General features: G+C 40.8%; 16 protein-coding genes. 6 read left to right on the top strand and 10 right to left on the bottom strand.

Annotation, left to right across the window (positions count from 1 at the left end; all coding sequences use genetic code 11):
• Positions 1–249: 249 nt before the first annotated feature.
• From CDG60_RS09290 to plsB, 7 genes are all read right to left on the bottom strand, one after another.
• Positions 250–1521, bottom strand: a complete 1272-nt coding sequence (locus tag CDG60_RS09290; RefSeq protein ID WP_171405446.1) for a mechanosensitive ion channel family protein — start codon at positions 1519–1521, stop codon at positions 250–252.
• Positions 1522–1677: 156 nt separating this feature from the next.
• On the bottom strand, positions 1678–2214 hold the full coding sequence (locus CDG60_RS09285; RefSeq protein WP_087514059.1) for a DUF2058 domain-containing protein: 537 nt from the start codon (positions 2212–2214) through the stop codon (positions 1678–1680).
• A 15-nt stretch (positions 2215–2229) separates the two neighbouring features.
• Positions 2230–2904 carry a YoaK family protein gene (locus CDG60_RS09280; protein ID WP_087514058.1) on the bottom strand — a complete coding sequence of 225 codons (675 nt, stop codon included), beginning with the start codon at positions 2902–2904 and terminating at the stop codon, positions 2230–2232.
• Positions 2905–2946: 42 nt separating this feature from the next.
• The gene (gene sstT, locus CDG60_RS09275; RefSeq protein ID WP_087514057.1) at positions 2947–4143 is read right to left on the bottom strand and encodes a serine/threonine transporter SstT; all 1197 of its coding nucleotides are present in this window, start codon (positions 4141–4143) and stop codon (positions 2947–2949) included.
• 211 nt (positions 4144–4354) lie between these two features.
• Positions 4355–6085, bottom strand: a complete 1731-nt coding sequence (gene sulP, locus CDG60_RS09270; protein WP_087514056.1) for a SulP family inorganic anion transporter — start codon at positions 6083–6085, stop codon at positions 4355–4357.
• 103 nt (positions 6086–6188) lie between these two features.
• Positions 6189–6506 carry an ArsR/SmtB family transcription factor gene (locus CDG60_RS09265; protein ID WP_087514055.1) on the bottom strand — a complete coding sequence of 106 codons (318 nt, stop codon included), beginning with the start codon at positions 6504–6506 and terminating at the stop codon, positions 6189–6191.
• Between the two features lie 283 nt (positions 6507–6789).
• On the bottom strand, positions 6790–9291 hold the full coding sequence (gene plsB, locus CDG60_RS09260; RefSeq protein WP_087514054.1) for a glycerol-3-phosphate 1-O-acyltransferase PlsB: 2502 nt from the start codon (positions 9289–9291) through the stop codon (positions 6790–6792).
• Positions 9292–9579: 288 nt separating this feature from the next.
• On the opposite strand from plsB, the gene cysK reads away from it, so the two are divergent.
• The 3 genes from cysK (at position 9580) to CDG60_RS09245 (ending at position 12150) form a co-directional block, all read left to right on the top strand.
• Positions 9580–10578 (top strand): cysteine synthase A, encoded by a 999-nt coding sequence (gene cysK, locus CDG60_RS09255; RefSeq protein ID WP_087514076.1) that lies wholly within the window; start codon positions 9580–9582, stop codon positions 10576–10578.
• Between the two features lie 148 nt (positions 10579–10726).
• Positions 10727–11620: a LysR family transcriptional regulator gene (locus tag CDG60_RS09250; protein WP_087514053.1), complete on the top strand. Its 894-nt coding sequence runs from the start codon at positions 10727–10729 to the stop codon at positions 11618–11620.
• A 194-nt stretch (positions 11621–11814) separates the two neighbouring features.
• On the top strand, positions 11815–12150 hold the full coding sequence (locus CDG60_RS09245) for an immunity protein Imm33 domain-containing protein (RefSeq protein ID WP_087514052.1): 336 nt from the start codon (positions 11815–11817) through the stop codon (positions 12148–12150).
• Between the two features lie 80 nt (positions 12151–12230).
• Here the strand turns inward: CDG60_RS09245 and yddG are convergent, their stop codons facing one another.
• Positions 12231–13163 (bottom strand): aromatic amino acid DMT transporter YddG, encoded by a 933-nt coding sequence (gene yddG / locus CDG60_RS09240; RefSeq protein ID WP_087514051.1) that lies wholly within the window; start codon positions 13161–13163, stop codon positions 12231–12233.
• A gap of 524 nt (positions 13164–13687) precedes the next feature.
• On the opposite strand from yddG, the gene CDG60_RS09235 reads away from it, so the two are divergent.
• The 3 genes from CDG60_RS09235 to CDG60_RS09225 all read left to right on the top strand — a co-directional run bounded on the left by CDG60_RS09235 (position 13688) and on the right by CDG60_RS09225 (position 19009).
• Positions 13688–16690: a peroxisomal multifunctional enzyme type 2 gene (locus tag CDG60_RS09235; protein ID WP_087514050.1), complete on the top strand. Its 3003-nt coding sequence runs from the start codon at positions 13688–13690 to the stop codon at positions 16688–16690.
• A 98-nt stretch (positions 16691–16788) separates the two neighbouring features.
• On the top strand, positions 16789–17970 hold the full coding sequence (locus CDG60_RS09230; RefSeq protein WP_087514049.1) for a lipid-transfer protein: 1182 nt from the start codon (positions 16789–16791) through the stop codon (positions 17968–17970).
• Between the two features lie 148 nt (positions 17971–18118).
• Positions 18119–19009, top strand: coding sequence for a metal-dependent hydrolase (locus CDG60_RS09225; protein ID WP_087514048.1), 891 nt, complete (start codon positions 18119–18121; stop codon positions 19007–19009).
• Positions 19010–19354: 345 nt separating this feature from the next.
• On the opposite strand, the gene CDG60_RS09220 is transcribed toward CDG60_RS09225, so the two are convergent.
• Both CDG60_RS09220 and CDG60_RS09215 read right to left on the bottom strand, forming a co-directional pair.
• Positions 19355–20359 carry a fatty acid desaturase family protein gene (locus CDG60_RS09220; protein WP_087514047.1) on the bottom strand — a complete coding sequence of 335 codons (1005 nt, stop codon included), beginning with the start codon at positions 20357–20359 and terminating at the stop codon, positions 19355–19357.
• 122 nt (positions 20360–20481) lie between these two features.
• Positions 20482–21276, bottom strand: coding sequence for a PaaX family transcriptional regulator (locus tag CDG60_RS09215; RefSeq protein ID WP_087514046.1), 795 nt, complete (start codon positions 21274–21276; stop codon positions 20482–20484).
• Between the last annotated feature and the right edge of the window lie 149 nt (positions 21277–21425).

The following is a 21425-nucleotide window of genomic DNA, read 5'->3' as shown; positions in this document are numbered from 1 at the left end:
AGTTTCTCACTTTTTTAACAGTCGTTTTGATCATGGAAAATTTGATCAGGAAATGTGGGAGTCAGGAGATTTTAAATCGCTGCTATTTTAGCATGTGCTTAAATCGTATTTCATCAATATAAGTACTTATATTTTTATCCGTGTACATTTACAGAAATGTATCGGAATTTAGCTGACATTTCATTTGTTCAATGTACAGATACAGGAAATGTCAGCAGTCTAAAAAAATCTATGCAGCCGTTTGATAAATCAACTGTTTATAGACGTTTTCTGAGTTTCTGAAAGAGCAGGCTGTGTCAATGCTTTCATATCAGAACCAGACGGTGCCTGATAGATTCTTAATCCAAACTCCGGAAGTATCGCAATCAGATGATCGAATATATCTGACTGAATGGCTTCATAATCTTTCCAGACCGTTGTATTTGCAAAGGCATAGATTTCAAGAGGCAACCCTTCGTTTGTAGGCTGCATCTGACGGATGATCAAAGACATATTATGAGCAATACCCGTATGCTGTCTTAAATAGAACTCTACATAGGCGCGGAACGTTCCAAGGTTGGTCAGTCTTCGCTGGTTATAGACTGACTGGTTGGAAAGCTGCTGATTGAACTGTTCAAGCTCTTCGGTTTTTGTATCCAGATATTGATCCAGTAACAGGAACTCTTTCAGTTTCTGCTGTTCATCTGTTGTCATAAAATGAATACTGCTTTGATCAATATAGATGGAACGCTTGATTCTCCGGGCACCGGCATTTGCCATACCACGCCAGTTTTTGAAGGTATCGGTCACCAGTTTATTGGTTGGAATCGTGGTAAATGTTTTATCAAAATTCTGCACAGTGATGGTATGTAATGACATATCAATGACATCACCATCTGCATTTAGGCTTGGCATTTCAATCCAGTCACCAATCCGGACCATGTCGTAAGAAGAAATCTGAACTGAAGCGACAAGGGATAAAATCGTGTTCTGAAAGACAAGCATGAGAACGGCAGCCATAGCACCGAAACCAGCCAGCAATGTGAAAACATCCTTTTTCAGGAATGTACCCAGAATCATCAGTCCACAGACAACAAAAATAATCAGTTTGACCAGCTGAAGATAACCTTTGATCGGTTTATTTCTGGACTTGGGATTACGCTGATAAATTAAATTGAAAACATTTAAGAATTCACTGATTGCCAGGGCAATGGTCAGGAAAATAAATGCCTGAGCACCCATCTGTACAAAAGTAACCACTTTTTCAGAGAGGTGCGGAACCGTTACAATACCATTCAGAATAACAATGGCAGGCACAATATTGGCGACCCGACGGATGACACTGTGCTGAGCAAATATGGAGTTATTAGACGGAGAAAACTTCGTGATCAGTTTACGTATGCCTCGTACAACAACCTGTTTTGCAATAAAGTTCGCTATAAACGCAAACAGAATCAGTATTCCTAGTGATGTCAGCATTTCCAGCCACGGGTACTGATCTGACCATTCCTGAATACGCTGTATGTATGCAAAATGATTCAAAACATTGCCTCAAGATATTTAAAACTGAGGTGAATTGTATAGATTTAACAAAAACAGATACTTAGGCTTAACATTTTATATACATTTTATAATCTAAGCTTACGCATTGGAGGTATGAAAAAACCGGCAGTAGCCGGCTTTCATTCACTGTCTCAATTACCACATCAGATCATCTGGAATGACATAAGCAGCATACGGATCTTCTTCATCGGTTACAGCTTCATTTTTCTCGGAATTATTGACGATAATAAATCCCTGCATTTTTTCATTGATACGGTCAGCAAGTGCTTTTGGCAGGAAACTGTATGATTCTTTATCTTTGGCTATGACCAGACTGCCAGATACGAGGGCATTGTAAATCTGCTGGTTGATGTAGACTTTTTTGATTTTATCTTCATCAATAAACTGATAGGTTGAATCACCGTTCGTTTCACGTATTTTGTGCTGATTAATCATCTGAACAATGGCAGCTTTGAGTTCTTTCTCATGCAGCGCTTTTTTCTTTTCAAGATCCAGTGCCTGATCTTTGGCTTGTTTTTCCTGCTGATCCTGCGCAATTTTTGCTTTTAGATCTGCTTCATTGCTCTGACCAGTGCGTTGCTCATGCTGTGCCTGTTTGCTCAGTTTTTTCGCTTTTTTATTATCGACCAGGCCCGCTTTTAATAACTGGGCTGCTAAAGCATTTTTGACCATAAGAGTTCCTGAAAATTACCTGTGTAGTTGCCGATAACGAAAATAGAGTATCCAGTATACCATGCTCATGGCCAGGCTCAGAGCGGCTGGTATAAGAAAAGAATTTAATTTTAATAAAGGATAGATGAATGATGCAATCAGTCCACCGGTTAAAAATCCGCTGAGAATCAGTAGATGCAGAATTATTCTGCGATTTTCAACTTTAAGACCACGAAGACGGTAGCCCATGGCCAGTCCTAAATCTGTCAGGACACCGGATAAATGGGTTGTACGTATGATCGTACCTTTGTAATGACTGACCATTGCATTCTGAACACCCATTGCCAGACATGACCAAAGCAGCGCATAACGTGGAAACCAGGGAAGGAACAGCCAACAGAGCAGTATGGAAAAAGCCACAAGGCTTAAGGGAATGCCGTAGCGACGTCCCAGGCTGAAATGGCTGTTTCCTAAAATAAACCCACTATAAAATGAACCAATGACATAGCATAAAATAACAAGGGTCAGATAAATAACAGTTTCAGAGCGCCATTCCAGGATTGCCATTGCAAGTACACTGACATTTCCGGTCATATGGGAAACGGACTGATGAAGTACGGTCACTAGTCCCAGTACGTTTATGATTCCTGCATTTATCGCAAGAAAAAATGCCCCGGCCTGAACCCAGAAGGGCAAAGATTGTAACGGCATAATGAATATACTGATAAAATTAAGAATTATCAGTATATTAACTTATTTTTTTAGGCCGCGGTCAACTGCTGCTGTAAACAAAACATCGGTAGATGAATTCAGAGCAGTTTCTGTTGAGTCCTGAAGCACACTGATAACCATACCGATAGCCACTACCTGCATCGCAATATCTGAAGAAATATTGAACAGACCACAAGCGACAGGAATCAGTAACAGCGAGCCTCCAGCAACGCCTGAAGCGCCACAGGCAGAAATAGTCGCGACGACAGACAGGAAAAGCATGGTTGTAAAATCAACATGAATGCCCAGAGTATGTGCAGCCGCTAGTGTCAGAACTGTAATGGTCACTGACGCACCTGCCATGTTAATGGTTGCACCCAGAGGAATCGCTACACTCGCTGTTGATTCATCAACACCCAGACGCTTTGCAAGATCAAGGTTTACTGGAATGTTTGCTGCTGAACTGCGGGTGAAAAATGCGGTAATACCACTTTCACGCAGACACTGAAACACCAGCGGATAAGGGTTGGCACGTGTGACTACAGCGACCAGGAATGGGTTGATTACAAGTGCGACAAAGAACATTGTTCCGAGGAGCACGGCAAGCAACTGAGCATAACTCTCCAGTGTTTTCAGACCTGCGTCTGCAAAAGTTACTGCAACCAGACCAAAGATACCAATTGGCGCAAAACTGATTACAACACGGATGACCTGATTGACTGCATTTGCAGTATCCGTCAGGAATGTCTTGGTTGTGTTGCTGGCATGACGGAAAGCAATCCCAAGAATCACCGCCCATGCAAGAATACCGATGAAGTTGGCTTCACCTATTGCAACAACAGGGTTAGCAACAAAACTGAGAAGCAGATTTTTCAGAATCTCAATTAAACTTCCTGGCGGTTGCAGTTCTGTATTTGCCGGCACATTCAGGAACAGCGTGCTTGGAAAACTGATACTTGCAATCACGGCACTGAGTGCAGCCAGGAACATACCAACAGCATACATCAGGATGATTGGACGAATGCGAGAAGTGTGTCCAACCTGAAAATTGGCAATGGAGGCAAGAACAAGTACAAAGACGAGTACGGGTGCAACGGATTTAAGTGCTTTGATGAACAGGTCACCCAGCAGACTTAAATAAGGTGCCACTTGTGGGAAAAAGATAGCAATACCTATACCCATGAAGATGGCGATAATGATTCGGGAGACCAGACTCAATCTCGCAAAAGCTGAAAACATAAAGATAGCCTTGCCTAATCTGAAAGTAAAAAATTAATACAAGCCTGCCATTTTATACCTAAAATTATGATCCTATTACATTTTATGAAGTCATAAAAATTAACTGATTATTTTTAAAGTTAATATTTTCAGCATTGAATTTATGACCTGGTGTATAAAACAGCAATCTGACTTGTAAGTACTGTGGGTGTCGGGTTTATTCAGCTGAATATTAATTCAGTTGTAAGTCCTGAGCAAGTTGCTGTACTGCCTGAAAATGTGAAAAATATACTTTTCCACTCAGGTTTTTCAGCAGATGTGAATGCTCCAGTTTATCCATGACCGGACCTTTAATTTCTGAAAAATGCAGCTGTATATCCAGGCGGGATAACTCTGTATTCAGATCTTCAAGCATTTCAAGGGCACTGAAATCAATGGAACTGATACTGGAACAGTTAATAACAACATGTTTCAGCTCCTTGTTCTGGCTCACTTCACTGATCAGAAATCCTTTTAAGGTATTCGCATTTAAGAAAGTCAGATTTTCATCAATACGCATGGACAGAACCTCATGGGAAGTCTGAACCTGGTGTCTGTTTACGTTACGGAAATACTGTGTGCCATCAATCAGTCCAATCACCGCGATATGTGGTCGACTGATTCGCCAGAGCAACAGAACAAACGTAGAGATAATGCCGATGATGAGTCCTGTTGAGATATCTATACAGATTACCCCGAAAAAGGTTACCCACATGGCAATCCCATCTGCTCTGGAATAACGCCACGTCTCTATAAAAGGCTTAAAGTCCACCAGTTTCCAGATGGAAACCATAATGGTTGCCGCTAAAACAGCAAGTGGCAACTGCTGAAAAAAACCGGTGAAATAGAGACTGACCACAATAATCAGCAGAGATGAAAAAACACCTGCCATTGGCGTTTTTGCACCAGAATCAGCATTTACAACTGTACGGGATAAGCTGCCGGTAACGGGAAAAGATGCCGTTACACCTGCGCCGATATTTGCAAGCCCTAATGCAATCAGTTCCTGATTACTGTTCAGATCACTGCGTTTCTGTAAGGCCGTTGCCTGAGCGATGGACAGTGATTCTACAAAGCTGATCATGGCGATCATTGCAGCTCCAGGCAGTAACTGTAAGACCATTTCAGTATTCCAGAACGGCATGGAAAAAGGTGGAAAACCAGAAGGGATTTCACCAACCGTTTTTATGCCATAACTTTGAAGATTCAGGAAATAGACCATTGCAATGGAAATACCAACCAAAGCTAATGGAAGGGCTTTTGCAATAAAAGCAGTATTACTGAATATTTTTTTGATAAATTGCAGACAAAACAGTTTAGGCACATAGATTAAAAAGAGGATGGAAGCTATGCCAAATAGAAGCGTATAGACATTTGTAAACTGAAAATATTCCCATAATGACAGTAAAAACTGAGGAATATTATTTGCTTCCAAAGGTACATCAAGTACAAATTTAACCTGACTCAATGCAATGAGCAGTGCTGATGCAATGATAAAGCTTTTGATGACAGGGTGGCTGATCAGCTGAATCAGAAAACCGAAACGGAAAACGCCAAGTAAAAAAGAAATCCCCCCGACCAGTAATGCCAGTAAACAGGCGGCTTCAATATAAACAGGTGAGCCTGGTTCATACAGTGGACTGAGAGTTGCAAAAACCATCATGGAAATAATGGCGACAGGACCGATGGAAAGTGTAGGACTCCCACCAATAAATGCATAAATAATCATAGGCAAAATACTGGCATATAACCCCGTAATCGGAGGCAATCCTGCCAGGATGGCATATGCCATACCTTGCGGAACAAGCATTGCAATGACAATCAATGCTGAGAGCATGTCCGCTCTGAACTTTAGAGGCGAGTAGTGGCGTAACCATTGCCAGGCTGGCAAAACGATGGAAAGGCGGGAATCCTGATCTGGCATACAAAAATCTAAATCACATTTTAAGATATATTATGCATAAAAAATGCTAAGAAATCCTGCCGTTGTTTAGATTTTATTCCATGTTTATGATTATAAAAATAATTTAAACAACAGGCTGTGGGCAGTAAAGCTCATATAAATGGTTCAGCACAGAGATGAGACGTTCATCTTTAATGGAGTAATAGATCTGTTTACCATCACGGCGGGTACTGACAACATCACTTTTACGCAACATCATGAGCTGCTGTGACAGAGTCGGTTGATTGATTCGTGTGATTTCTTCAATCTGAGAGACATTCAGTTCCTGCTGAGAAAGATGGCAAAGAATCAGCAAACGGTCTGTGTTGGCGAGTGATTTCAGTATTCCAACGACGGTTTCTGCAGATTTACGCATGGATGCGATTTCCAGCTCATTACTCATTTACAGGACTCTCTTTAATTTAGAACCGATATATCAGGTGTTTATACCTTTACAAAACATGCCGTTATATTCAGCCCGACTGAAAAAATGTTCAGTACAGCACATAAATATCTGTTCAGAAATGAACATAAAAATGAACGTCTGCTTAAGCGACACATTATAAAGCCAGATTATCTTAATGCACTGTTCAGACCGTACAAAATCAATTCTTTTTCATGAATGGATTTATAAGATAATCTGATATAAATAAGCATTTTTGAGAATGCTTATTTACAGGCAATATTTATTTCTTTGTCAGATCACTAAAATCTTTCAGCTCTTTTTCAGTAAAATTACTTGCTTCAGAAATAATCTGGCGGGTTTCAGCATTATACCAGCTGAAAATATGATAAGTAGTATCCAGCTGCTCAGAATTAATCTGCACCATATTATCCTGAACAGTGATTAATTTCCGTTCTTTCATAATACGGATAAAGCTTTTCAGGGTAGAGCTGTCAAAATAGAAACCTGAATGAATCCGCCCTGAAACATTCAGTTTTTTCAGCATGGACTTACACATTTTTTCCAGTGATTTTATATTAATCCCGGCATCAACAGCATACTTCCCAAGAAGATCAATCATGACGGTGAAGTTATTCATGGTCAATGTTGAAATCTCAGCCACAGAGTTCAGGATAAAAGCAGACTCCGTATCTGAAGCAGGGATCAGCTGATCATTCTGAACATGGATCAGACCAATGTCAGTCAGACTGTTCAGAGAAGCCTGAATCTGGATATTCAGTTCTGCTTGCGACCATTTCAGGAACATTTCTTCTTTAATAAAGGGATAGATGTTTTCAATATACTGAGTCAGTTCTTCATACTGAATATTTTTGTGAACGCTGATGATGGATGAAATAACCGAAGTCAGAATAAAACAGTGCAGAATATTATTACTGAAATAACTCAGCAGAACTTTCTGATTGGTGACGACTTTGATCCATGTTTCACCCTGATGATTATATCGTTCTATCTGTTTAAGTTTTAATACGTATTCAATTATTTCTGCTGCCGCAAGCTCAGTCATAATCATACGTTTGTCATAACAGAGCTGTTTTAACAGTGTTTTGTATTTCAGCAGATGCTGAACCAGAAGTGATTCAGACATTTCATTTTTTTCAGTGTTTAATAAAATCAAAGAAATAAGTGAGACAGGATTAATGACAACAGCTTTATTGATATTTTCCAGAATTTCAGATGAAACCTGATTTACGGTCTGAATAACTGGTTTTGGTAAGTCATCGGTTACTCTCAGCTTTAACTGATCCGCTGCATTTTCCTCAAGCACATCTTTCAGAAAAACCGGTTCTCCAAAATTGACATAGACCTGTCCAAATACTTTTTCAATTTTACGCATGGAACCAAGCAGACCGAACAGAGACTCAGCTTCCTTAGGCTTCCCACTGAGTTCATTCAAATAAGAAGATCCTTCGAGCAGTTTTTCATAACCAAAATAAGCAGGAATGAAAACCACTGGTTTAGTTGAGCCTCGTAAATGACTCTGGACGGTCATTGAGAGCATTCCTTTTTTAGGAGGCAACAACAGTCCTGTTCTTGAACGGCCACCTTCAATAAAGTACTCAAGCGGTGTATTTCTGGACAGAAGGCTGTGTAGATATTCTTTAAAAACGGAAGTGTAGAGCTCATTTCCACTGAATGTTCTACGGATAAAATACGCACCGGCTCCACGCATTAACTGTCCCACAACAGGCATATTCAGATTAATACCTGCTGCGATATGCGGCACCATCAGTCCACGTTTAAAAATCACATAAGACAGCAGTAAATAATCGATATGACTGCGGTGGCATGGTGTATAGACGACTTCATAGTCCTGAGCCAGTTCACGCACGGTATCGAAGTTATGAACTTCAATTCCGTCATACAGTTGTGTCCACAGTTTGGTTAGTGCAATTTCGGCAAAACGTAAAGTCGAATAGGAAAAGTCAGAAACGATTTCCATCAGATAACTTTTAGCTCTGTTTTCCGCTTCAAGCATACTGACTTTTTCTTCGATGCTTTCTTTTACAATTGCCTGACGTACAGCTTCAGTTTTTAACAGGCTGTTGATTAAATTGCGTCGGTCAGAAAGATCGGGACCCAGTATGGCTTCTTTGTATTTGTTGAAACTCGAGTTCAGTTCCTGAACCACGGGATGGGCAGGTGAAAAGTTCGGAAGGTGAGTTTTGGCATCCTCAACGAGCGTGCGCAACGATAGGGGTTTGTGAAATTCAATATAGTTTTCACGACCATAAAGTGAAATATTAATGGTCTGTTTCAGTTTTGACGGGGTAGACCATGCATCTGAAAAAAGAGCTTTGAACCATGAGTCTTCATACTCTGGCGCACGTCCCCAGAGTACAGTGACAGGAATAAGTTCAATTTCATATTCTGGATATTTATCCAGGTATTCAATCAGTCGGATGAGCTTTTCTGGATAATGATAAGCATTGGAAACAGGGTCAGTATCATTCAGAACCAGTATGGAGTCAGACTCATGTGACTGTTCAATATTGATTTCTGAAAATACTGAAGGCAATCCGCGTTTTTCAGCTTCCTTGTCAATCAGCACTGTATTACTCAGAGATGCATCCTGAAGCACATAACAGACACGTACTTTGTCAGACTGTTGTGCAAGGTTCTGTTCCAGGGCAGCTGTATTTCCCAGCACCTGGGGAGTCACAATTTTATCCAGTATTTTACGGGTTAAGTTCCGGTAGAGTTTACTGTAACTTTTATTAGACATTGTGTCCCCTGGTGATTTTCTCATTTGCCGATATTGTCAGGAATTCGATGTTACATTACAAACCTTTGTAAGACTAAATACTGCATCAAAGTTGTAAAAATTGCTTACATTTTATTCACTTCATAATGCTTTCACTGAAAAATGCCCTTAAAACTCGTCTGTTTTATTAGAGCAGTATAACTGTGAAATATTTTTCAATGGAAATTCGTATAAGAATGCTTTTACATCATTAATTAAACGGTATGATGTCTGAGTTCTGAAAATCAAAAATATTTTTAGGGAATGATTATGACGACTGATTCTGCTTTTCCAGCAACAGAAAATAAAGGCATTGCTGTATACAGTAATAATGCCGAGGCAATTGGTAATACACCACTGGTACGGATTAACCGTGTAATCACGGGTGGGGCAACTGTACTGGCAAAAATTGAAAGCCGTAACCCTGCTTTTTCAGTAAAGTGCCGTGTCGGTGCTGCTTTGGTGGAAGACGCTGAAAAACGTGGATTATTAAAGGCAGGCATGCATATTGTTGAGCCGACCAGCGGTAATACCGGTATTGCACTTGCCTTTGTTGCAGCTGCCAAAGGCTATGACATTACACTGACCATGCCTTCCAGCATGAGTATTGAACGTCGTAAAGTACTGAAAGCACTGGGAGCAAACCTGGTACTGACAGACCCTGCCAAAGGCATGAAAGGTGCTGTGGATGAAGCGGTCCGACTGGTGACCGAGCAGCCTGAAACTTATTATTTACCTCAGCAGTTTGAAAATCCTGCCAACCCTGAAATTCATGAACTGACTACGGGTCCAGAAATCTGGAATGCAACGGGCGGTAAAGTGGATATTCTGGTTTCAGGTGTGGGTACTGGTGGAACAATTTCGGGTATTTCACGTTATTTTAAAAAGGTGAAAAATCAGCCGTTATATTCTGTTGCAGTTGAACCGGCAGAGTCTGCCATTATCAGTCAGACCCGTCGTGGTGAAAGCATTACTCCAGGACCTCATAAAATCCAGGGGATTGGGGCGAACTTTATTCCAGGCAACCTGGCACTTGATCTTGTTGATGAAGTTATAGCAGTTCAAAGTCAGACAGCGATTGATTACGCACGCAAAACTGCGGTGCAGGAAGGAATACTGGTCGGTATTTCCAGCGGTGCAGCGATGGCTGCGGCGGCTGAACTTGCAGCACGTCCAGAAAATGCTGGTAAAACAATTGTTGTGATATTACCTGACAGTGGTGAGCGTTATTTATCCTCTGTTCTGTTTGAAGATATCTCAGCAGACTGATTACTGAACAGCATTGACTTACTTATAGTAAGTCAATGCTGTTTTTATAGTTAAAAAGAATAAATAGATACTTTTAAACATTGGAACTGTGATAAAAAGGGCAGATGATGGAAACACTGTCTTTAATGAAATAAGGGAAATAAATTTCGTGTTTGAACTGGACTGTAAATTACTCAGCATCTTTTTTTACGTCTATAAATATAAAAGCGTTTCAGTTGCCGCAGATCATCTGACCATGAGTCAGCCCACAGTCAGTAATATTCTGAATAAGATCCGTCAGCATTATAACGACCCGCTGTTTTTACGTATCGGTAATGAGATGATTCCAACAGAATTGTCCAAACAACTGTTTCCTCTGGTCAGTGAAGCACTGAGTAAAGTTGAAATTATCAATAATTTTACGATTGATTTTGATCAGTCCACATCACAGCAGCAGTTTACACTGGCAATGACCGATGTATCGCATCTGGTTCTTCTGCCCCGAATTACGCAATATCTGAAAAAATATGCTTCACATATCCGTCTGAATGTCCGTCCGATTACCTCTGAAACCAGTTATCAGATGGCAAATGGCGAAATTGATCTCGCGCTGGGGTTTTTACCACATCTTGAAAATGGCTTTTATCAGCAGAAACTTTTTGAACAGTATTATGTCGTAATTGCATCCAAAGACCATCCACGCCTGACAGGAAACAGCATCAGTGCAGAAGAATATTTAAGTGAGTCACATATTGATATTGATGCAGGAATGGGACATTACCACATTGAAAATGAGCTTTTAAACCTTGAGCTGAAGCGCAATATTCTGATGCGTCTGCCAAGCTATCTGGGCGTAGGACTGGTGGTTCAGGATACTGATGCAATTGCCACTGTGCCTTATTATCTGAGTGAAGTACTGTTGTCACGTGGCAATCTGAAAATATTTGAAGCCCCGATTTCATTTCCGACTTATTCGGTTAAACAGTACTGGCATATGTCCTGTCATCATAAAACCAGCCACCAGTGGCTCAGACATATGTTCCATGAAATATTAATGAAATAATCATTAACATTTCATTCTGCAAGGCTGAAAGTCGGAAACTCTCTAATGATGTTGTCTGACCTGACGCAGTAAATTTAATATCCTCATCACATTTATTCAGTAAACTGTACCGAGAAATGCTTTGAGATAAATTCTTGAGCAATTCAGCTCAACCACTTAGAATGACACAACTTTCAGCGCTATACGGAATACACATGGACAAAGATTTAATTGAAGAACAGCAACTTGTCTGTGAAGAATTTGATTCAAGCTATAATGCAGTAAAAGAGACAGATCTCGTTGCCATAGCCGTTCATACACTGAACAAAGAACCTGTTGTAGGACTACGTAAAGCGCTTGATCCACAGGACAATGTTGCCTGGTATATCTACGGTGGAGAACTTGAAGAAGGGGATGATTTTTTTGAAATCATTACTGTAAAAGAGCTTTTTGAGGTTTTCCCTGATGCACTTCCATACCTTGCACTGGCAGAAGGTTATCGTTTCATGATTGATTCAGATGACTACGAAGACGTCTGGAAAGCTGAATAAGTTTGTCTGATGCTCTATTAAATCATTAAAAAAGCCCTGAACTTTTTATAAGCTCAGGGCTTTTTTACAATGAAAGAGATTTAAAGTACTTTTCCATTAAACATATAAAAGAACTTATTCTTCAGCAATTGCCAGTTGGTTGAAATCCAGCAGAGCAATGAACCTGCTGTGACCAGTACCGCTCCATGCCAGAAATTGACCGTCAGTGCGGTCTGTAAAATAAACATGGAAATGACGGATGAGAAAATAGGACTGAAATAAGACAAAGCGACCAGTACGGTAATGTTGCCCTGAATAATGCCGATATTCCAGACGGCATAACCAAGTCCAGTCACAGTAGACAAAATAAGCAGATAACCCAGTGTACTGAAACTCATATTTGCAAGAGGGGTCAGGTCACCGATCAGCAGCATTTTTAACCAGAGGACAGCCGTGATTGCCAGAAAAAACAGGGTTATCGGATTGTGTCCATTACTGTATTTTTTGGTGATCACACAATACAGAGACCATAGTGCAGCACCAACAAATGCCAGCATATAGCTGACGGGATTGGCTTGTAAATTCTGTAAGACTGTTCCCCACTCAAAAGACCCTGACCCGCTTTGAATCAGTACAATTCCACTCATACTTATGCCCAGACCACACAGCACCAGTATGTTGAATTTCAGTTCTTTAAACAGAATAAGAAACAGAATGGTCATACTTGGCCAGAGATAATTGACCAGACTGACTTCAATCGCTTGTTGCGCAGTCTGCGCCAGTGCAATTGCATAGGAAAAACACAGCTCATACACGACAAAAAGCAGAGTCGCAAAAATCAGATATCCACGAGAAAGCAGTTTCAGATCGGGGATTTTGAACAGCACCAGTAAGATCAAAGCACTGATACTGTACATAAAGGTCACGGCCAGATCTGCACCAATGTCGAAACTTACTTTTTTTAATAACCCAACTATAGACGACCACTGTAAAATAGCACTGAAGCCAATAAGGGTCGCAAGATTTCTGGACATTTCACACTCTGGTGCAGAAGAAAGGAGATCAGCCTTTTACAGGCTATTGATGAATTATACTGCTTTAAAAAAACCTCAGAAGCAGAATAATATGCACAAATCGTAAATTCTGAATTTATGAATTATATTGAATGATCAAGTTTTATTACTAAAAATAATCAAAAATTAAAAAAGTTTAATGCTGTTTGATTCAGTTCAGATATTACTTTGAATATTGCATCAGAGCACCTGCAGATTTGCATAAAAATTCAGCTCCACCCTATAAATCACGCTTATTGCAATTGACGAAAAATTCATCCGATTTTAAAACAGATAAGGATAATTTAACGGCATATTTCACTGAGCTGAAATTTTATAAATCAGAAAAATGAACATGCAATGATGACCTGATAATGCATGGAAACCAGTGCCTGCACTTTTATTTTTAAACAGGCTTACAGTGAAAGTATTAAAAAAACAGGACGTCTGATTACTTTCATCAACATCAATTTTTATATGCATACAGATAAGTAAAAGGAATAAAAATGTCAGAATTACGTTTTGATGGACGTGTAGCCATTGTCACAGGTGCAGGTGGTGGCTTAGGACGACAACATGCACTGACCCTTGCAGCCCGAGGCTGTAAAGTCGTGGTGAATGACTTGGGCGGTGGCGCACATGGTTCAGGACAATCTTCTTCGGCTGCCGACAAAGTCGTGGAAGAAATTCGTACCGCAGGCGGTGAAGCAGTCGCCAATTATGACTCAGTGGAAAATGGTGAAGCTATTGTCCAAACAGCTTTAGATCATTTTGGTGCAGTGGATATTGTCATTAACAATGCAGGGATTTTACGGGATGTCAGTTTTGCCAAAATGACTGAGCAGGATTGGGATCTGATTATGCGAGTGCATTTGAATGGCTCGAAAAGTGTCTCACATGCAGCTTGGCCAATCATGCGTGAAAAAGGTTATGGTCGAATTATCATGACCACGTCGGCAGCAGGGATTTATGGAAATTTCGGGCAAGCCAATTATTGTGCTGCAAAATTGGGCATTCTTGGGTTAGCCAACTGTTTGGCAGAAGAAGGTCGCAGTAAAAACATTTTCGTCAATACCATTGCACCATTAGCAGCGTCACGTTTAACAGAAACGGTGATGCCACCTGATTTATTGGCTCTGCTAAAGCCTGAAGCGGTGAGCCCATTGGTGGCTTGGCTTGCCCATGAAGACTGTAAGGAAAATAAGGGCTTATTTGAAGTGGGCGCAGGTTTTGTTGCCAAACTGCGTTGGGAGCGTACAGAGGGCTATATGTTCCCAAACAAACGCCCATTTAATGTCGATGATGTAGCACGTCATTGGGATAAAATCACCGATTTCACAGAATCAACCCATCCAAATTCAACTACAGAATCATTCACGCCAATTTTGGACGGGATTAACCATCCAAACTTAGGTGGTAATGAATTCATTGACTTAGATGTTGCATCCAAAGCCAAGCTTGAGATCGAATCATCTTATGATGAACGTGATTTGTCGCTTTATGCATTGGGAATTGGTGCTGCGCAAAATCCATTGGACAGTTCAGAACTTGCCTATGTCTATGAACTGGGTAGTGAATTTCAAGCCTTTCCAACTTATGGTGTGATGCCACAAATGAATGCCATGTTGCAAATGGCAAAGCAAGGCGTGACGCTTCCGGGCATGAATTATGGTTTCGACCGTGTACTACATGGTGAGCAATATACTGAAATTAAACGACCTTTACCGCCAAACGCCAAATTACAGCATATATTTACCTTAAAAAATGCTTATGACAAAGACCCTAATGCAGTGGTCACTTTTGCGATTTCATCTAAAGATGAAAATGGTGAAGAACTGATTTATAACGAAATGACGGCATTTGTCCGAGGCGCAGGTGGTTGGGGCGGTGATCGTGGTGATTCAACAGAAATCAATGTTGCACCTGAGCGTGAACCTGATGCGGTGATTGAAGAAAAAACCGATGTGAATCAAACGCTGTTGTATCGTTTATCAGGCGATTGGAATCCTTTGCATGCTGATCCTGCATTTGCCAAAGCTTTTGGTTTTGATCGTCCAATTTTACATGGCTTATGTACTTTTGGTTTTAGTGGTCGCCATGTGATTAAAGCCTTTAGCAATAATGATGGACGTTATTTCAAAAGTATCAAAGTACGCTTTGCCAAGAGTGTCTATCCGGGCGATACCTTAGTCACTAAAATGTGGAAAGAATCGGATACCAAAATCATTTTTGAAACGTGGGTGAAAGAGCGTAATGAAGTGGTGATTAAGAATGCTGCCATTGAATTATATACAGAAATTCCTAAAGCCAAAGCAAAAACTGAGCAAGCATCTGTTCTGGCGGTACAGGCATCTAATGAACCTGATCGCTTGATTGCCAAAGATGTGTTTAAAGTCATTGCTGAACATGTCGCACAACATCCTGAATTAGTCGATAAAACCAAGACTTCATTCTTATTTAAACTCAAAAATCCTGATTCAATGTGGACGCTTGATCTGAAAAATGGTGCAGGTTCGTGTAAGCAAGGTGAGATTACCAATGCCGATGTGACACTTGAAATGGATGAGGAACATCTTGAAACGGTGGTGACAAGTTCATTGGCAGATGTGCAGAAGCTGTTCTTTGGCGGTCAGTTGAAAATTGGTGGCAATGTCATGGCGTCCAATAAATTGATCGTGTTGCAGGAAATTGATTCTAAATTATTTGTAGAAGCGAAAAATCAACGCTTAGCAAATGCAGGGAGTACAAGTTCGACTCCAAGTGATTCAGCTTCTACAGTGAATACTGAAATCACACTTGCTGATGTCTTTACAGTGGTCAATCAACATATTGCAAATACGGCAGGGATTGTTGATAAAACCAAAACTTCATTCCAGTTTAAACTGAAAAATCCTGAGTCTTTGTGGTTTATTGACCTGAAAAATGGTGCAGGCAGTGCTGGCGCAGGCGAAGTTGCCAATCCTGATGTGACCCTTGAAATGGATGAGGAGCATGTGCCAACGGTATTTAATGGTTCATTGGCAGATGTGCAAAAGTTGTTCTTTAGCGGTCAGTTAAAAATTGGTGGCAATGTGATGGCATCCAATAAATTGATTGTTCTGCAAGATATGGACAAAAAGTTGATTGATCAGGCACGTGATGCACGTGTGGCTTCGGAAGATACAACACAGGCTGCGGCAGCACCGACAAGTGCAACTAAAGTGGCGAAAGCGCCTGAAATTTTCACAGCATTACAGAATCGTTTAAAAGGTGAAAGTAATGCAAACCATACTTATCAATTTAACATTACTGAACCGAATGAGTCGTGGACGGTGAATTTAGCCAATGGCAGTGTGCAACAGGGCAGTGATGCCAAGGCTGATGTCACTTTGACATTGTCTGATCATCATTTGGCGGAGTTGGTGGCGAATCAGCGTGATATTCGTGACTTGTATCAGCATGGTGATGTAGTGGTGGATGGTGATATTCGTTTGGTGCATCAGATGCAGTTTTTGCAGAATTTGTCTTAATTGACATTGAACAGAAAATTGCTTCTTTATCCTGTTAAATCTAAATGATCTGAGTGATTAAAGAAGCTATATAAAATAAATCAAATCAGGATATTAAAATGAAAAGACGTGTCAATGTAATTGGTGTCGGCATGACCAAATTCGCCAAGCCAGGTGCGAGTGCTGAATATTATGAAATGGCAAAGGAAGCAGGGCAAAAAGCCTTACAGGATGCCAATATTCAATACAATGAAATCGAACAGGTTTTTGCAGGTTATGTTTATGGCGACTCTACCTGCGGACAACGAGCAGCCTATGAACTTGGCTTAACAGGTGTGCCGATCGTCAATGTCAATAATAACTGCTCTACAGGTTCAAGTGCTTTATTCCTTGCCCGTCAAGCCATTGAAGGTGGATTGGCTGAATGTGTACTTGCACTTGGTTTTGAGAAGATGGAAAAGGGCGCATTGGGTGCAAAATTCAATGATCGTGAACCACCGATGGGACAACATGCGCAAGTGATGTTAAATGTACAAGGCTTCAATTCCGCACCGCCTGCCGCACAAATGTTTGGTGGTGCAGGACGTGAATATCGTTGGAAATACGGCACGAAAAAAGAAACTTTTGGACAGATTGCAGTCAAAGCCCGTAAACATGCAAGCAACAATCCTTATGCCTTATTTGGTCAGATCTTATCTTTAGATGAAATCATGGCATCTGACAATGTCTTCGATCCATTGACTCGTTTCCAATGCTGTCCGCCAACCTGTGGAGCAGGCGCAGTGATTTTATGTTCTGACGAATTTGCCAAAAAACACGGTATTTCCAATCCTGTTTATATCGCAGCGCAGTCAATGACCACAGATTATGCATCAAGTTTTGAAGAGCAAAGCATGATCAAAATGGTTGGCTATGACATGACCAAACAAGCTGCAAATCAAGTCTATGAAGCCGCAGGTATTGGTGCGGAAGATGTCGATGTAATTGAATTACATGACTGTTTTACGGCTAATGAATTACTCACTTACGAAGCTTTGGGACTTTGTCCTGAGGGTGAAGCTGAAAAATTCATCTGGGATGCAGACAATACCTATGGCGGCAAATACGTCACCAACCCATCAGGTGGTTTGTTGTCAAAAGGGCATCCTTTGGGCGCTACAGGTTTGGCGCAATGTACTGAACTGGTATGGCAATTACGTGGTACAGCCGATCAGCGTCAGGTGGCAAATGCCCGAATTGCCCTACAGCATAACCTCGGCTTAGGTGGTGCGTGTGTGATTACCATGTATCGACGTGATTGATATTGATGTGACTGAATATGGCTTAAATGTAAAAAAAGAGATGCAATGACATATAAATGAGTCGAAATGACCTATGGAATTGTATTCAGCTAGGTACAATTTCAGTAAGGACATCATTTCAATGATAAACATGAAGGCAGGATAAATCATGGGTATTTTAAAAAAATTTATAAAGTCTGCGACTTATCATGAGCCACTACCGATTCGGCGTGATATTCGTTTTGATTTGCCGGCAGACCGTATTGCAGACTGGCATACTTCAGCTGGACCTATTTTTACAGCATTACTGAATACATTTTCAATCGTTTTACCTATCGGTGAACGTTTCTTCATTGATGCTGTCCGTGCGCATCGTGATCTAGTCGAAGATCCAGAACTGAAGAAAGCAGTGACTGCATTTATTGGTCAGGAAGCCATGCATGGTCGTGAGCACGAGGACTATAACAGAGCCCTGTTTGAGCGAAATTCAATTGCACCGCAGTTTGAAAGTTTCGTACTTGATGTTTTTGGTCTGATGAAAAAGCATTTACCTGCATCATACTGGTTAAGTGCAACGATTGCGCTTGAACATTTTACAGCGTTGCTTGCAGATTCAGTTTTACAGATCCCTGAATTATTTGAGGGTGCAGAAGAACATTATGCCAATATTTGGCGTTGGCATGCTTTCGAGGAAACTGAACATAAAGCAGTGGCTTACGATGTGTGGAATACGGCAATGGGTCAGGGCATCTATGCTTATTTATTGCGTAGCTTTGGTTTAGTGGCTGCAACGGTCGTGTTTTGGGGCTTTGTACTGCCTGTATTTACCAAAATCGTGATGGATGAGAAGAAACTGACTGATCTCTCAGCATGGCGTAAAGCGTACAGATATACCTTTGGTGAAGTTGGTGCTTTGCGTAAACAACTGGGCAATTATATTGATTATTTCCGCCCAAATTATCATCCATGGGATCATGATAACCGTGCACAAATGCTGGCTTTGCAGGATTTGATTTATGAGCTGGCTGATAAGACCAAAGCAGCCAAAGTTCTGTCATAAAACAGAAACTGATTCTGAGTGTATTTTTCTCCACGGATACACTCAGATTTATTTCAATCAGACCGCTGCTGTCATTACATGACACCTATGCATTTCTTTCTGATGATTAAAAAAATAATTTTTACTCATAATCTTCTCGTGATTTCTCTTTGCCAGTAACACTTCTATTGTGCAGTTTGTAGTAAGTACTCTGACACCACAACATCATCCGCTGATATTTATGACCTGGTTCAGCATAGCCACATTTTTGCAGTGAAATACCAATCACAAAAAACTGCCTTATTTCAGTGACAACTGAAATAAGGCAGCTTCTGAATATTTCCCAGAGTATTTACTGGGTCTGTGTTATGCAGTCGTTTCGGGTATTACGGCTTTCTTCTGTGACAAAGAATTAATCACTTCAACATAGGTGGGTGGGTGATCTACAAAGCCACGCTCACGAAGTACACGATGCATACGTGGTAATTTAAAATAAGGAACTGAAGCCATCAGATGATGTTCCTGATGAAAATTGACATGAATCGGGGCAACAAAAGAACGTGCGAGTAAACCTGCATGTGTTGTTCTGGTATTGGTCAGGGCTGAATGGCTGGTTTGCATTCCTGCGTGCTCAGCCATTGAACGGATTCGGATAAACAGCGGAAAAGGTACGGTATAGGCCAAAGGCCACAACGCATAGAGTCCAGGGTGTCCTGCACGCCATAAAGCTCCAAAAATCACAGCATTGCTGATTACGGCACCCGAACTGTTTTTGAATAAGGACAGTGCATAATCTTTTAGTGTTTTTCCATTCTGAGGAATACGTTTCTGATCATTGGATACCGTCCATTCAAGTATATCCAGATCCATCAGTAAGCGACCAAACAGAAATTTAACACCGGTCAATCCTGTCAAGTCACGGGTAAATTTGCGCAGCAGGGACTTCTTTGTCACAGGAAAACCTGCGACCAGACTCAGATCAGGATCTTCAGGTAAAGATGTTTTTGCGTGGTGTCGCATGTGATGCGCCCGATACTTATGTAAATCATTCCATATAGGACGGGCACAGAGCCAGTCAACTGCAACATCATTGAGCCATCTGGTTTTAAATAAGCTACTGTGAGATGCATCATGCATTAATATAGCAAGGCATAACTGCCGACCTGCGAGTATTGCCAGGGCAACCGCAATCATTAGCACTTTTGCCCAGATGGGGGCGTACTCCCAGTAATATGCCACCCCTGCAAATGTTGCTGCAATAATTGCCCATGTAGAGCCGACAGCCCATGCACCATGCAGATCTGATGCTGTAGTGAGTTCTTTAATTTCGTCCCTGCTGAATAATTCAGTCACACTGACACGGGTATTCATTTTTATAATCCATTTTATTGGTATTGATAATTAATATAACTCACTTTATTACATAGAAATAAATTTTATTTTTAAAAATGTAATAAAAAGTATTTACCTGATATAAGTTTTAAATCAGATATTTATAATACTTCTGTATTCAGTGAATGCCATATTTTTAAACCTGTCTGATCCAGTTCAATCACATTCTGAATAAACCGGTCACGCAGGTTCACATCAACAAATGCTTCAGGAAGCAGAGGATCAGTCATCAATAAAGCAATGGTCTCCCGCCCCAGTAAAAACGATTCTCTGGCTGCATCATTGATATTCAGATGAGGGTATTCAGCAAGCCATTTCTCAATAATGGTATTGTATTTAATATAATTTTTTTCAAATTTTGAGGTATCCCACAGCTTTGGAATGGACTGCTGTGTTTTTTCATCAAATGAATGAATCAATGCAATTTTAACGGTCGGCTCTACACCGGCGTTTACCAGTTCACGAAAAATATCACCCAGGGTCAGTGTTAAATTATCCGGACGGATGAAAACTCCCTGTTCCAGTTCTTTAAACCCAAACCGTTTCAATGCCCGTTCACGACTGCTCAGTGCTGTACGGTCAACCCGTCCCAGACTGTTACTGAAAACAGCAATGTACTGTTGTTGCCAGGGTCTGGTTTTTAAAATGCCTTGCTGTCGATTGACAATAATATCAGCCCAGTCATGAGACTGCTGTGCAAGCCGGTAAGTCCCTCGTGAAATTGCTTCAATTTTATGTTCATTACACAGGCGGGTTGTAGCAACCCGCATCTGATTCTCTGAAATATCAAATAACCGGGCAGCGGAGATGAGTTGTCTGATCGTAATAGGACGGTCTGATGCTGCAAGTAAAAGATCTATAACCAGGGTCTTTGCATTCAGTTTTAACGATGTCATGACAGAAAACTTTCCCTGAATGTTGAATTATGGATATTCGGATTAAAATATGGATCGTCTAATGTATCTGAAGTATGCAGAACTTTCATCTGTTCACCAGTGTATGTATGACGAAGAACAGGCTTTGAATAAAAATCCCAGTAATAGAA

The organism is Acinetobacter chinensis, assembly GCF_002165375.2.
Classification (GTDB): domain Bacteria; phylum Pseudomonadota; class Gammaproteobacteria; order Pseudomonadales; family Moraxellaceae; genus Acinetobacter; species Acinetobacter chinensis.
The sequence above is the reverse complement of the archived record's forward strand: the minus strand, read 5'-3'. Positions and strand labels throughout refer to the sequence as shown.

Bases quoted from the DNA above. Each gene is read 5' to 3' on its own strand.
- CDG60_RS09245 (WP_087514052.1), top strand. From the start codon at position 11,815: ATGGACAAAGATTTAATTGAAGAACAGCAACTTGTCTGTGAAGAATTT.
- CDG60_RS09285 (WP_087514059.1), bottom strand. From the start codon at position 2,214: ATGGTCAAAAATGCTTTAGCAGCCCAGTTATTAAAAGCGGGCCTGGTC.
- plsB (WP_087514054.1), bottom strand. From the start codon at position 9,291: ATGTCTAATAAAAGTTACAGTAAACTCTACCGGAACTTAACCCGTAAA.
- CDG60_RS09235 (WP_087514050.1), top strand. From the start codon at position 13,688: ATGTCAGAATTACGTTTTGATGGACGTGTAGCCATTGTCACAGGTGCA.
- CDG60_RS09225 (WP_087514048.1), top strand. From the start codon at position 18,119: ATGGGTATTTTAAAAAAATTTATAAAGTCTGCGACTTATCATGAGCCA.
- CDG60_RS09230 (WP_087514049.1), top strand. From the start codon at position 16,789: ATGAAAAGACGTGTCAATGTAATTGGTGTCGGCATGACCAAATTCGCC.
- CDG60_RS09265 (WP_087514055.1), bottom strand. From the start codon at position 6,506: ATGAGTAATGAGCTGGAAATCGCATCCATGCGTAAATCTGCAGAAACC.
- CDG60_RS09215 (WP_087514046.1), bottom strand. From the start codon at position 21,276: ATGACATCGTTAAAACTGAATGCAAAGACCCTGGTTATAGATCTTTTA.
- sulP (WP_087514056.1), bottom strand. From the start codon at position 6,085: ATGCCAGATCAGGATTCCCGCCTTTCCATCGTTTTGCCAGCCTGGCAA.
- sstT (WP_087514057.1), bottom strand. From the start codon at position 4,143: ATGTTTTCAGCTTTTGCGAGATTGAGTCTGGTCTCCCGAATCATTATC.
- yddG (WP_087514051.1), bottom strand. From the start codon at position 13,163: ATGTCCAGAAATCTTGCGACCCTTATTGGCTTCAGTGCTATTTTACAG.
- CDG60_RS09280 (WP_087514058.1), bottom strand. From the start codon at position 2,904: ATGCCGTTACAATCTTTGCCCTTCTGGGTTCAGGCCGGGGCATTTTTT.
- CDG60_RS09220 (WP_087514047.1), bottom strand. From the start codon at position 20,359: ATGAATACCCGTGTCAGTGTGACTGAATTATTCAGCAGGGACGAAATT.
- cysK (WP_087514076.1), top strand. From the start codon at position 9,580: ATGACGACTGATTCTGCTTTTCCAGCAACAGAAAATAAAGGCATTGCT.